The 11,764-nt window shown below is 69.4% G+C and carries 12 protein-coding genes; 7 read left to right on the top strand and 5 right to left on the bottom strand.

The window, feature by feature from the left end; translation table 11 throughout:
- Positions 1-137: 137 nt before the first annotated feature.
- Positions 138-707, bottom strand: coding sequence for a TetR/AcrR family transcriptional regulator (locus tag ACFFQA_RS16775; protein ID WP_377852892.1), 570 nt, complete (start codon positions 705-707; stop codon positions 138-140).
- A gap of 90 nt (positions 708-797) precedes the next feature.
- Here ACFFQA_RS16775 and ACFFQA_RS16780 point away from each other — a divergent pair, with 90 nt between their 5' ends.
- The 4 genes from ACFFQA_RS16780 to ACFFQA_RS16800 all read left to right on the top strand — a co-directional run bounded on the left by ACFFQA_RS16780 (position 798) and on the right by ACFFQA_RS16800 (position 4,988).
- Positions 798-1,763, top strand: a complete 966-nt coding sequence (locus tag ACFFQA_RS16780; protein WP_377852893.1) for a ketopantoate reductase family protein — start codon at positions 798-800, stop codon at positions 1,761-1,763.
- An 842-nt stretch (positions 1,764-2,605) separates the two neighbouring features.
- Positions 2,606-2,956 (top strand): YciI family protein, encoded by a 351-nt coding sequence (locus ACFFQA_RS16790; RefSeq protein ID WP_377852894.1) that lies wholly within the window; start codon positions 2,606-2,608, stop codon positions 2,954-2,956.
- Positions 2,957-3,006: 50 nt separating this feature from the next.
- The gene (locus tag ACFFQA_RS16795) at positions 3,007-4,254 is read left to right on the top strand and encodes an RNA polymerase sigma factor (protein ID WP_377852895.1); all 1,248 of its coding nucleotides are present in this window, start codon (positions 3,007-3,009) and stop codon (positions 4,252-4,254) included.
- A gap of 101 nt (positions 4,255-4,355) precedes the next feature.
- Positions 4,356-4,988 (top strand): maleylpyruvate isomerase family mycothiol-dependent enzyme, encoded by a 633-nt coding sequence (locus ACFFQA_RS16800; protein ID WP_377852896.1) that lies wholly within the window; start codon positions 4,356-4,358, stop codon positions 4,986-4,988.
- 409 nt (positions 4,989-5,397) lie between these two features.
- Here ACFFQA_RS16800 and ACFFQA_RS16805 read toward each other — a convergent pair whose 3' ends face one another.
- The gene (locus ACFFQA_RS16805; protein WP_377852897.1) at positions 5,398-5,640 is read right to left on the bottom strand and encodes a hypothetical protein; all 243 of its coding nucleotides are present in this window, start codon (positions 5,638-5,640) and stop codon (positions 5,398-5,400) included.
- A 244-nt stretch (positions 5,641-5,884) separates the two neighbouring features.
- Between ACFFQA_RS16805 and ACFFQA_RS16810 the strand changes: the two genes are divergently transcribed.
- Both ACFFQA_RS16810 and ACFFQA_RS16815 read left to right on the top strand, forming a co-directional pair.
- Entirely contained in the window at positions 5,885-7,159 is a 1,275-nt protein-coding gene (locus tag ACFFQA_RS16810) for a PA0049 family protein (protein WP_377852898.1), read from the top strand.
- Positions 7,160-7,309: 150 nt separating this feature from the next.
- Entirely contained in the window at positions 7,310-7,438 is a 129-nt protein-coding gene (locus tag ACFFQA_RS16815; protein WP_377852899.1) for a hypothetical protein, read from the top strand.
- A gap of 430 nt (positions 7,439-7,868) precedes the next feature.
- On the opposite strand, the gene ACFFQA_RS16820 is transcribed toward ACFFQA_RS16815, so the two are convergent.
- Together ACFFQA_RS16820 and ACFFQA_RS16825 are read right to left on the bottom strand one after the other, a co-directional pair.
- Positions 7,869-8,750 (bottom strand): hypothetical protein, encoded by an 882-nt coding sequence (locus ACFFQA_RS16820; RefSeq protein ID WP_377852900.1) that lies wholly within the window; start codon positions 8,748-8,750, stop codon positions 7,869-7,871.
- Positions 8,751-8,839: 89 nt separating this feature from the next.
- Positions 8,840-10,021, bottom strand: coding sequence for an MFS transporter (locus ACFFQA_RS16825; protein ID WP_377852901.1), 1,182 nt, complete (start codon positions 10,019-10,021; stop codon positions 8,840-8,842).
- Between the two features lie 54 nt (positions 10,022-10,075).
- On the opposite strand from ACFFQA_RS16825, the gene ACFFQA_RS16830 reads away from it, so the two are divergent.
- Positions 10,076-10,819 carry an AraC family transcriptional regulator gene (locus ACFFQA_RS16830; RefSeq protein ID WP_377852902.1) on the top strand — a complete coding sequence of 248 codons (744 nt, stop codon included), beginning with the start codon at positions 10,076-10,078 and terminating at the stop codon, positions 10,817-10,819.
- Between the two features lie 25 nt (positions 10,820-10,844).
- Here the strand turns inward: ACFFQA_RS16830 and ACFFQA_RS16835 are convergent, their stop codons facing one another.
- On the bottom strand, positions 10,845-11,489 hold the full coding sequence (locus ACFFQA_RS16835) for a dihydrofolate reductase family protein (protein WP_377852903.1): 645 nt from the start codon (positions 11,487-11,489) through the stop codon (positions 10,845-10,847).
- Positions 11,490-11,764: the final 275 nt, after the last annotated feature.

The following is an 11,764-nucleotide window of genomic DNA, read 5'->3' on the forward strand; positions in this document are numbered from 1 at the left end:
TCACCAGGCAGGGGGTTCGACGAGAGCGTCAGGACTGGCAGAGCCGCGCCCTCATCGCTCTCGCACGCATCCTGAAACTTCACAGGTGCAGCAACCGGATCCTTCGCTCGCGGCATGCGACCTCGTGTCGCACCTTGTCATAGCGGGCGGCGCAGCCCGTCCAGCACGAGGGTGATGACATCGTCGGCCTCGGCCCGCCAACCGGGGCGGTCATGGGCCGCGCCGATGCCGTGCAGCGCCATCATCACGGCACCGGCATCCACATCGTCGCGAACGGTGCCGTCCCGCACGGCTGCGGCCACCAGGTCGGTGACAGCCTGCTCCAGCGCCCGGCTGCCCTCGGCGAGGTCACCCGAGCGATCGGCCATGAGCGTGGCCAGCGTCCGGGCCAGGCCCTCGTGGGCATCTATGTGGTCGACCATGCCGCGTAGGAAGGTCGCCAAAGCCTCCGCCGCGGGCAGCGTGGCCTGTAGCTGGCGGGCGCGGTCGCACAGCGCCGCGACTTCCCCGTGGTAGACCGCCTCGGCCAGTGCCTCCCGGGTGGGGAAGTGGCGGTACAGCGTGCCGGTGCCCACCCCGGCCAGGCGGGCGAAGTCATCGAAGCGCAGGTCGAAGAAGTCGCCGGCGTCGAAGACCTCCCGTGCCTTGGCGATCAGGACATCGCGGTTGCGTTGGGCGTCGGCCCGCAGCGGCTTGTCGGCGGTCATGCGCTACCTCGCGTTGACGAATGGAGATGACCTCCATATTTTACAAAGTGGAGATGACCTCCAATTCGATCGTACCCCGCGAGGTGCAGCGTGAAGATCCTGATGTTCGGCCGAGGCGTGATCGCCACCATCTACGGCTGGGCCCTGCAACAGGCGGGACATGACGTCGAGTACTACGTCCGGCCAGGCCGCGCGGCGACGTACGGAGACGCGGTGGACCTCGACCTGATCGATGCGCGGCGCCGGGTGTGGGGACAGCGGGCCGTCCAGAAGTGGCCGGTGCGCTACCGCGAGGCGCTGGAGCCGGGCCACGACTTCGACCTGATCGTGCTGAGCGTGCCGCACCACCGCCTCGCGGAGGCGACGGCCTTCCTGTCCCCGCGTGTCGGCCAGGCCACGGTCCTGGTCTTCGGCAACATCTGGACCGAGCCGCTCGCCGCGATCGGCGCACTCCCCGCCGACCAGATCGCCTGGGGCTTTCCCCAGGCCGGTGGCGGTTTCGGCGAGGACGGCGTGCTCCGCGGGCTGCTGCGTCCGTCGGTCATCTTCGGCACCCTCGGCCGACCCCCGACCGACCGGGAGCGGGCCGTGCGCCAGGCATTTCGCGAGGCCGGGCTCCGGATCAAGGAGCAGCCTGACTTCCGCGGCTGGCTGTGGGTCCATTTCGTGTCGGATGCCGGCCTGTTCTCGCAGGGCCTGCGGCTGGGTTCCCTGTCAGAACTGGCCGGGGCGACGGGCGACCTGCGCGAGGCGTTGCTGGCTGGCCGCGAGCTGCTGCCGCTCCTGACGGCGCGCGGCATCGACCTGCGACGTCACCGGGGCGGTGTGCTGCTGTTCCGCGCGCCCACCTGGCTGACGGCCCCCGTTCTCGCCTGGCTGACCGCTCATGTCACGCCCCTGCGCGTGAGTATCGAGGCGCACTCCGACCCCGACGCCGAGGAGCCGCGTGAGGTCTGCCGGGACACCCTGGCCGAAGCACGACGGTTGGGCATCTCGGTACCACGACTGGAAGCGGCGGAACCGAACTTCGCCCGTGAGGGGACGGGGCGAGTCTGAACTTACCGATGTTGTCGCTCCCGGTGGTCCATTGCGGCTCCTTGGTCCGCCGCGTCCCAGAGCCGAACCCGGTCGCCCGGTCGACCAACTGCCGTTCACACAAGGCTTTTCGCTGTCCAGCCTCTATCGCCTGTCCGTGACGTCGCGGAAGGAAGAGTCATGACCACCGCCGAGAAGCACGAGTTCCCCATGGCCCGTACGTGCCCGTTCGCGCCGCCACCGGCGTACGAGGAGATCCGGTCTCGCGGGTTCGTCTGCCCGACGGCGGGTGGGCCTGGGTGGTCAGCCGCCACGAAGACGTGCGAACCGTGTTGAACGACCGGCGGTTCAGCGCCGACCGGCAGCATCCGGACTTCCCGCAGCTGGCCAAGGGCGAGGCGGTGTCCCGGCGACTGGACGAGGAGCGCACCCTGATCGCGATGGACGCGCCCGAGCACGGGCCGGACTCGGCGAGTTCACGGTGCGCCGGTTGGAGGCGCTGCGGCCGCGGATCCAGGAGATCGTCGACGGGCAGATCGACGCGCTGCTTGTCACGTCACTGGTGAGCAGAGCGGCAGACCCTTCTTGACCCAGTCGCAGGTGGCGAGGGTGTGGATGACCGCGGGGGTTCTCGCGGGAAGGCGGCGGCCTTGATGCGGCTCGGACCGACAAAACCACTCGACGTTCTCCCGGCGGCAGCGGTGGCGCCGGCCGTCAGGGACAGCGACAGCGCGGCGGCCGCCGCGAGGGTGGATTGAAAAGTCCTCGGAGTGCGTGTCCATTTGCCTGTGTCCCGTTCGTAGTGATGTCGTGCGGCGACGGTGCCGCACAGGAACGCGACGGAACGCAGAAGGAGTCCGACCTTGAAGTACATGCTGCTGATCAACGCTGGTGCTGTCGCCGAGAACGGCGGAGCCGTGGGGTGCGACGTCGAGGACTGGATGGCCTACGACAAGCAGGTGCGGGAGGCCGGGATCCTGGTCTCCGGGGAGTCGCTGGCGGACCTGGTCACCGCCACGACGGTGCGGGTCGGTGACGACGGCAGGGCGACCGTGACGGACGGGCCGTTCGCCGAGACCCGTGAGGTCCTCGGCGGCTTCTACGTGATCGACGTCCCGGATCTCGACGTCGCGCTGGACTGGGCCGCCCGCTGCCCCGGTGCGCGCGGGGGCGGCTCGATCGTGGTTCGGCCCGTCGCCGAGTTCGGGGGCTGAGCGCGGTGAGCGGCGGGGCCGCGGCGGCCGGGAGGCCGGGCGAGGCGCCGATGGCGTCCGTGGAGGCGGTGTTCCGCGAGGAGCACGGTCGGCTGCTGGCGGCTCTCGTCCGCCGTTTCGGCGATCTCGACCTGGCCGAGGAGGTGACCTCCGAGGCGATCGAGGCGGCACTGGCGCACTGGCCGGTCGACGGTGTCCCGCCCAAGCCCGGGGCGTGGTTGATGACCACGGCGCGCCGCAAGGCGGTCGATCGGCTGCGGCGCGACCAGGTCCTCGCGGCCAGGCTGGCCGTCCTCCAGGTGGAGGCGGACCGGGCGGGCGCCGTTCCCGCGACGGACGCGGGCGACGACCTGCCCGACGAGCGGTTGCAGCTGTTCTTCACCTGCTCCCACCCGGCGCTCGCGGCCGAGGATCGCGGGGCGCTGACCCTGCGCTGCCTTGCCGGGCTCACCACCCCCGAGGTGGCGCGGGCCTTCCTGGTGCCACCGGCGACGATGGCCAAGCGGATCACACGGGCGAAGAAGAAGATCCGGGAAGCCAGGATCCCGTTCCGGGTGCCCGGGGCGGACGAGCTGCCGGAGCGGCTGCCCGGGGTGCTCCAGGTGGTGTACTCGATCTTCACCGAGGGCTACGCGGCCAGCTCGGGCCCGCACCTGCAACGCCTCGACCTCGCCGAGGAGGCGATCCGGCTGGCCCGTGTCCTGCGCAGGCTGCTGCCTGCCGAGCGGGAGGTGGCCGGGCTGCTCGGGATGATGCTGCTGATCCACGCGCGCCGCGACGCCCGCACCGGCCCGGACGGCGAGCTCGTGCTGCTCGACGAGCAGGACAGGGGTCGCTGGGACCGGCCGATGATCGAGGAAGGTCGTGCGCTGGTGCCGGTCGCGCTCACCGGCGGCCCACCCGGCCCCTACGGGGTGCAGGCCGCGATCGCCGCCTTGCACGACGAAGCAGCGGACCTCGCCACGACGGACTGGCCGCAGATCGTGGCGCTCTACGACGTCCTGCTCGCGCTCACACCGTCTTCGGTCGTCGCGCTGAACCGGGCCGCGGCCGTGGCGATGCGCGACGGCCCGCAGGCGGGCTTGGCGCTGCTCGACGAGCTGGCCGACGAACCGCTGCTGCGCGCCTACCACCCCTACCCGATGGCTCGGGCCGACCTCCTGCACCGGCTGGGCCGCCACGCGGAGGCCGCCGCGGCGTACCACCAGGCGCTCGACCTGGCGGGCACGGAGCCCGAACGCACCCTCCTGCGACGCAGGCTGGCCGCGATCGAGGAGACCGGCTCGGGCCGAGCCTGACGCCCGCGAGGAAATCCGGGGACCGTGTCCATTCGGCCGTGTCCCGTTCGTAGACATCCCGTACGGCCCCGGACCACCCACTCGCCCAAGGAGAGTTCGACATGCAGCGCGACGAGATCCTCGCCTGGACCAGGGACGAACGGCTCAGCCTCGCCGACTTCCTGGAGAGCCTCGACGACCACGAGTGGCAGCGGGACTCCCTCTGCTCCGGATGGACAGTGCACGACGTCGCCGCCCACATGACGCTGTCCACGAGAACCACCCTGCTCGTCGTGATCAGGGGCGCGATCCGGGCGCGTGGTGACTTCAACCGCATGGTCTCGAACCTGGCGCGGGAACGGGCGGCCACCTTCGACCCGGCAGAGCTTGTCGCACAGCTTCGCGCGACCGCCGGCTCAACCCACCGCACGCTCGGGTCCAGCCCGCTGGACCCGCTGGTCGACGCGCTGGTGCACGGCCAGGACATCGCGCGGCCACTCGGACGCACGCGGGAGATGCCCGTCGAGCCGGTGATCGCGGCGCTCGACCACGTCCGCACCAGCAGGTTCTACGGCGCCCGCGAACGCTTCCGCGACGCACGGCTGGTCGCCACCGACTGCGCGTGGTCGGCGGGCGAGGGACAACATGAAGTCCGAGGGCCTCTCGGTGACCTGCTCATGGTGGCCACCGGACGAGCCGCGGGCTTGGGCACCCTGACCGGTTCTGGCGTCGAGCGGATCGCGGCCGCCCTGTGACCGCATCGCCAGTCCACGGCGGTGGGGCGCTCGCCTGCCCGGGCTCTTGCCGAATGCGCCGCTGGTGGAGTGTCTTCTCCGGCGTAGTGCAAGAAGTCCTTGTCCCCGTCGATTCCGACGCTGAATGCGGATTTCCACGGGTCGTCTGTGCCGCACCGAAACAAGGGCAGTTCGGCGCGGTTCAACGCGTACCCGTGCTCAGCCTTGCTCCGCCTACTGCCGTGTGAAGCAGCACTTCCTTGGCAGTGCCCTGCCTCTTCATTTTCTCAGGCTGGCGTTCTCGGCCTGCAAGAAGGAAGGGATCGTCACGATCTGCTGACCGACGGGCCAGGTGCTCCGCTCACCCCTGCTGACGGCGAAAACCTCGGCGTCAGCAGGGGTGAGCAGGCGCACGAAGACATCTCCGACGTCAGGAACGCCAGCCCCAAAGGTCGACCGAGTTGCTGGTGTCGCTGTTGAGCTTGCAATGCCCCTTGTAGACGTTCACCGAGGCGTTCCCGCAGTCTCTCCAGCCCTGAAGTGTGTTGGGATAGGACGCGTAGACCATCCAGGCGCCCTGAGTCGTCGCCTCCGACGCGGCGGCCGGACCACCGGTCACCGCTACCGCCGAACCCGCGATCAGGCAGGCGACAGCCAGCTTTCGTGCTCGCATGGAAGTACTCCTTCAGCCCCAGTTCTCACTGCTGACCCCCAGCAGGATTTCCGCAAGTTAGCTCCACTCGATCTGGCGCACAACGGTTTCACCTGAGGCTGACGCGGATGCCCGGCTCGATGTCGTGCACACGTAAATCGCTTCACCTGGCTGGGCACAGGAATCCTCACCCCCTGCTGCCCCGCGCGATCGCCTGGGGAACGCGGCGAAGCCCCATTGCAGGGCATTCCCTAATATCTCCGTGGTGCGTCGTCGAACTACGAGAACCACTCTCGGCCTGGCTGTCCTGCTGGCCGCTGGTGCTACCGGAATTCCTGGCACCGCAAGCGCACTCCCTTCTTGTTACGACACCGCGGCCCGGCCGACCGTCGAAGAACAGCGTCTGGAAGCCAAGCTCACCGAGGGCGGCCCGGCAGTCGGTCCCGAACTGGTGAAGCGTGCGGGGTTCAGCGACTCCGTCTCCCGGTTCAGCAGGCAGCTGTGCGAGCAGCGCTCAGCGAGCCAGGCCGCCAAGTTCGTCGAACAGGAGGGGAACAAGCTCTGGCGACAGGCCGTCACCCGTGCCCAAGGCGCTCCGCACGCGCATGACGTCGACGACGACAGGCCCCTGTACTGGGCCCGTCTGCACCTCACCAAGACGGTGCGGCAGTGGAAGCCCGCGTTTCCGCTCAGCTCCACCCAGCGGGCCGATCTCGTCCGGCGGGCCGACCGCGCGTCGCGTGGACTGAACGACGCCGCCCTGAGCAGCGAAGCCGGTGTCCGGCGTGTCCTGGTGAGCGGGTTCGATCCGTTCCATTTGGACGATGGCAACGTTCGGCACAGCAACCCGTCCGGCACAGTGGCGCTCCAGCTCGACGGCCGGACGGTCACCACGCCGACCGGCAAGGTCGTGTTCCAGGCGGCCGTGCTGCCGGTGTCATGGAGCGCGTTCGACGAAGGGATTGTCGAACAGTTCTTCGGCGAAGCGATGAAGCAACGGGTCATGCCCGACGCGTTCGTCACGATCAGCCAGGGCAGCTGGGAAGACGCCTTCGACATCGAGCGGTGGGCCGGCCGCTGGCGCGGAGGCGCCGCGGACAACAACGACGCGAAGGCCACCGGACCGGCCCCCGCCACCAAGGGCCGGCCGCAGCCCGCGACCGAGTTCATCGAGACGACCCTGCCCCACCAGAAGATGGTCGACGCGGGCACCGGCCCGTACAAGGTCGCGCTGAACCCGTTCTTCTGCGAATGGAAGGTCGGCAAGCCCGTCGGGACGGAACCGGACTGCCGCGGCGACGAGCCGACGCCGGGTGCCAAAGCGGCGCAGGGCGGTGGCGGCGACTACCTCTCGAACGAGAGCATGTACCGGGCCAACAGGCTGCGCGTCGGCTTCGGCGCGAAGAAGCTCATGGGTGGACACCTGCACACACCGATCCTGGCCCTGCCGGTCGATCCCGCGGCGCTGACCGACGCGGACTTCGAGTCCCGGCGCCGAGTCATCGCCGACCAGGTAAGGGCTTTGCTCTCCGCGATGTGACGCGCGAACCCTGTGGTGACGCCCCGACCATCACCGCATGAGCAAGTTGAAGTCGCCTTATGGGGCTGCGCGGCGAGCTGGGCGTGCAGCTGACACCGACCGCCCGCGTGATCGCTTCAGCCGCAGGCGGCCTACCCCAGCGAGTGGGACGTGCCGAGGCCGGAGCCCCTGCCCGCTGACGGCCGCACCGGGCTGCTGGAGCCCCTCGCCGAGGGCTACCAGCTGCGGCTGCCGCGTCCGGCATCGACAGGCGACCCCGCCACCAAAGCGGGGTTGTAGAGCGTTCGCTTTCCCCGTCATGAGCACGAAACGGCTTTCGGCTCACCCCGTCCGCGCCGCACGGGAGGCCTGCCTAGGCGTCCTGACCTGAGAGGTTGAGAACACCGCTGGCGGATGCGTGGCCTACACGCAACAACACCACCCCACCACCCCCCTGGCGCCCTCACCCACGCACCCCCTACCCCCAACCCCTCGCCCACGCACTCCCTACCCTTCACCCGCGCGCCCCCTCATTTCGCGTTTTGTCACCTTGATGCGATTTGGGAGCGCTCTTTCGCGCATCAAGGTGACAAAACGCGAAAACCCCGACCACGCCAGCCAGCCCACGCGCGCACGGGGGCACGGCGCGCGCGCACGGGGCACGAGGGCACGGGGGCACGAGGGGCACGAGGCGGTGCTACCTCGGGCGCGCCGCGCGGAGGTCCGTTGTCTAGTCGGGGTAGAGGCGCGAGAAGACGTCGGCGAATCCGTCCACGACCCGCACTTCGATGGTGCGGTCCTGCTCGTCGTGGTAGGTCACTTGCTGGAACTCGCCCTTGTTCCACCAGTAGACGTGCGGGCTGATGGGGCCGACCTCCTCGGAGTGACCGGCGATCGCCAACCCCGTCATCGCTTCCAACGCCTCGACCATGCCCTGATCACGCGGCACGTGGTACAGCAGCTGGTTGCGGAACGGCATCGCGACCAGCACCCCGTTGGGCAGCTCGGTTTCCCCGGTCGTGCGCTGGACCACCTCGTCCAGGATCAACGCGGTGGACGCCAGGTACACCGACCCCATCAGGAGCTGGACGCCGTTCTTCTCCGCCCGGTCCTCGACGACCTCGCGCCGCAGGTTGCGCAGGCCCGCCTCACGCAGGACCTCCAGTCCGTGCTGGCGGACGCGGTCGTCGTTGAACGTGGACACGGTGTCGGGCTGGTCGAGGGCGAGCAGCTCCAGCACACCGGGGACGGGTTCGCGCGCGTAGCTCAACCAGTCGACGTCCGGCAGACCGTCGGCGTCGTAGAGCCGCAGGTAGGTCCGGCTCAGCAGCTCCTCGGTCGGCACGGCGAACGGATCCGCGCCGTTCATCGCGGCGACCAGGCCCTGGAGGTGCTGGTCGACCACGCCCGGCCAGTTCGCCGTCGGCTGGCCGACGAGCCTGCGGGACAAGGGTTCGAGACCGTACTCGTTGTCGTTGGCGTCCGTCACGTGGTCGGCGTGGACCGTGACCTCATGCCCCGCGCGGGTCAGGCTGCTCTTCACGAGTACGCGGAGCATCCGCGCCTGGTTCACCGTTAACGCGGGAAGCGCTTTGTCCTGGTCGTTGTTCATCGCCAGCGACCCTAGTCGCACAGTCGTCCACTATGGACGGGAATGCGCTTGAGGACCTGGTCTTTTCGGCTGGGGCCGGAGCCCGACAACTACCGCGACCGCAGCGGTGGAGCCGATGCCGGTTCGGCGACTGCCGCGAGGGTCGGCTCGGGCAGAGTGCGGATCATGAGCCAGCTCAGCGCGGGCAGGATGACCAGTGGGGCAAGAGCAGTCTGCAGGGACGTGTTGTCAGCGAGGACACCGATGAGGGGGCTGGCGATGCCGCCGACGCTGATGGCCAGGCCGAGGGTGAGGCCGCTGGCGGTACCGACCCGTGTGGGCAGGTAGTCCTGGGCGAGCGTGATCTGCAGCGAGAACGGGACGTAGAGGCTGACGGAGGTCAGCGCGACGAACAGGTAGATGGCTGGGCCGGGGATGAACACGACACCGGCGACGGCGGCGACGGCGATGAGGTACGACCAGCGCACGACGGTGACCCGGTCCCAGCGATCAGCCAGTCTGCTGCCAAGGACGGTGCCTGCGGCCCCACCGAGATAGAGCAGGAACAGCGCGGCGCTGCCTGACGCGGTGCCGCCGCCGGTTCGCTGCTGGGCGTAGAGGGAGACGAACGCGCTCAGACCGACGAACACAATGGACCGCAACACCACGGCCAAGGACAGCTTCACGAACGATGCCTTGTCATCGGTGCCCCGAGGGCCAACAGTGGCGGAGTTGGTGTTGGCGGGTGTCGCGAGTGCACGCAAGACGGGCAGGCACAGCACGCTGCCGACGAGGGCCGGAACAACGAGCAGCGGAGAGAACCGCACCCCGCCGGCGGCCATGACAGCGGCAACCAGGATGGGCGCGGCAGCGAACCCGATGTTGCCGCCAAGGGAGAACCAGCCCATCGCGGTGTGCCTGCCGCCACTGACGATCCGGGCGATGCGGGCGGACTCGGGATGGTAGGCGGCGACGCCGATTCCGGACAGCGCAACGAATGCCAGCGTCAACGCGTAGGAACCGCTGACTCCGCTGAGCGCGATGCCGATCCCGCCGAGCACCGTGCTCACCGGCAGTAGCCACGGCATCGCCCACCGATCGGTCAGCGCGCCGAACAGTGGCTGCGCCACCGAGGACAGCAGGGACGCCGCGAGCACGATGCCCGACACCGCGGCGTAGCCATAGGCGCGTTCGGCGACGAAGAACGGCACGAGCGAGGCCACCGCGCCCTGGTAGACGTCCACGCAGGCGTGCCCGACCGACAGCAGGATGATCGACTTGTTCCGCGACACCACGCCATGCTCGCGGCCCAACCGAGCGTCGCGCTTCCGATAAAGTGCCATTCAATGACGCAAATCCGCCACACGCCGGTGGCGCCAACACAGGTGCGGACACTGGCCTCCGGAGCGGGCATCGACGCGCACCGCCACGACGACCACCAGATCGTCTACGCGGCCCGAGGAGTGCTGGCCATCACGACCGACCGGGGTTCCTGGGTCGCCCCGGCCACCCGCGCCATCTGGGTACCGGCCGGGACGGTGCACGCCCACCAGGCGCACGGTGAGCTCGAACTCCACCTGGTCGGACTCCCCGCGGCCGACAACCCGCTGAGGTTGGCCGAACCGAGCGTGCTGGCCGTCGGGCCGCTGCTCCGCGAACTGATCCTCGCCTACACCCGCCCACCGCACGAGGACGTCCCGGAGCGGCACCGGCTGCGCGCTGTCCTGCTCGACCAGCTCCGCGCCGCACCGCAGCAGCCGGTGCACCTGCCCTCCCCCACCGATTCCCGGCTCCGGGCACTGTGCGCGATCCTGCACGCCAACCCCGCCGACAACCGCACCCTCGCGGCACTCGGCGCACAGGTCGGCGCCAGCGACCGCACCCTGACCCGGCTCTTCAAAGCCGATCTCGGCATGACATTCCCGCAGTGGCGCACCCAACTGCGGCTCTACCGAGCACTTGTCCTGCTGGCCGAGAACACGGCGGTGACCGCCGTGGCACACGCCTGTGGCTGGTCATCCACCAGCGCGTTCATCGACGTCTTCCGCCGCGCTTTCGGCCACACTCCCGGCACTCACCACACTCGGTAGTCCACAGTGGACCACCACCTCTCTGTCACTTTCGCCAGAACAGGTGGTGTGCCACGCCGCTGGAGCTGGGCACGACGTCGAGGTGGAACCGGTCGAGCAGCTCACCTGGGGATTCCCAGAGTCGTAGTCCGGACCCGAGCTCCACCGGCGAGACCGCCACGTGCATGGTGTCGACGAGGTCGGCGTCCAAGAACTGCCGGATGGTGCCAACCCCGCCGCCGAGCCGGACGTCCTTGCCCTGCGCCGCCTCCCGGGCCTGCTCAAGGACCGAGGCCGGGTCGCCGTCGACGAAGTGGAACGTGGTGTCGGAGAGCGTGAACGACGGGCGCTTGTGGTGTGTCATGACGAACACCGGGGTGCGGAACGGGGGCTTGTCACCCCACCAACCGCGCCACTCGTGGTCTTGCCAGGGCCCGCGCTGGGGTCCGAACTTGTTGCGGCCCATGATCTCGGCACCGATGTTGCGTGCGTAGTCCCGCGTGAAGTAGTCGTCGAGGCCCCGGCTCCCCCCGGGGTCGGTGCGGTTGGGCCAGCTCGCCGTGGCACCGGCCCAGGCGAACAGCCTCTCGGGAGACACGTGGCCGAACGGCCTCTCAAGGGTCTGGTCCTCACCGGCGCCGATTCCGTCACGCGAGACGTTGAAGTTCTGGACTCTCAGTAGCTGGGCCACGTCTTCCTCCTGTGTCGTCGACAACGAAGGTGAGACTCTCCGGGGCGGAAAAACTCATCGCCGTGGACGCGACCGGCCACAGTCGGCTACCCACTGTGGCGAGTCCGGTGGGTCACGTCCCGCACCGTGTCCTCGTCGACCTGGATCAGCCGCGCACCCACACAGGCTCGGCCACCGCACCTCCAGCAGCCGGAACGGACTTATGCGGTCAGTACCTAGCCCCGCACGTGGTGGCACCACCTCACCCGCCCTCGCGCCCTCACCACCCCCTGGCG

The sequence above is a fragment of the Allokutzneria oryzae genome, assembly GCF_042429765.1.
GTDB lineage: Bacteria > Actinomycetota > Actinomycetes > Mycobacteriales > Pseudonocardiaceae > Allokutzneria > Allokutzneria oryzae.

What these genes read in the sequence shown, in the direction of transcription:
- ACFFQA_RS16800 (WP_377852896.1), top strand. Translation starts at nt 4,356, where the DNA reads ATGCAGCGCGACGAGATCCTCGCCTGGACCAGGGACGAACGGCTCAGC.
- ACFFQA_RS16830 (WP_377852902.1), top strand. Translation starts at nt 10,076, where the DNA reads ATGACGCAAATCCGCCACACGCCGGTGGCGCCAACACAGGTGCGGACA.
- ACFFQA_RS16775 (WP_377852892.1), bottom strand. Translation starts at nt 707, where the DNA reads ATGACCGCCGACAAGCCGCTGCGGGCCGACGCCCAACGCAACCGCGAT.
- ACFFQA_RS16820 (WP_377852900.1), bottom strand. Translation starts at nt 8,750, where the DNA reads ATGAACAACGACCAGGACAAAGCGCTTCCCGCGTTAACGGTGAACCAG.
- ACFFQA_RS16795 (WP_377852895.1), top strand. Translation starts at nt 3,007, where the DNA reads ATGGCGTCCGTGGAGGCGGTGTTCCGCGAGGAGCACGGTCGGCTGCTG.
- ACFFQA_RS16805 (WP_377852897.1), bottom strand. Translation starts at nt 5,640, where the DNA reads ATGCGAGCACGAAAGCTGGCTGTCGCCTGCCTGATCGCGGGTTCGGCG.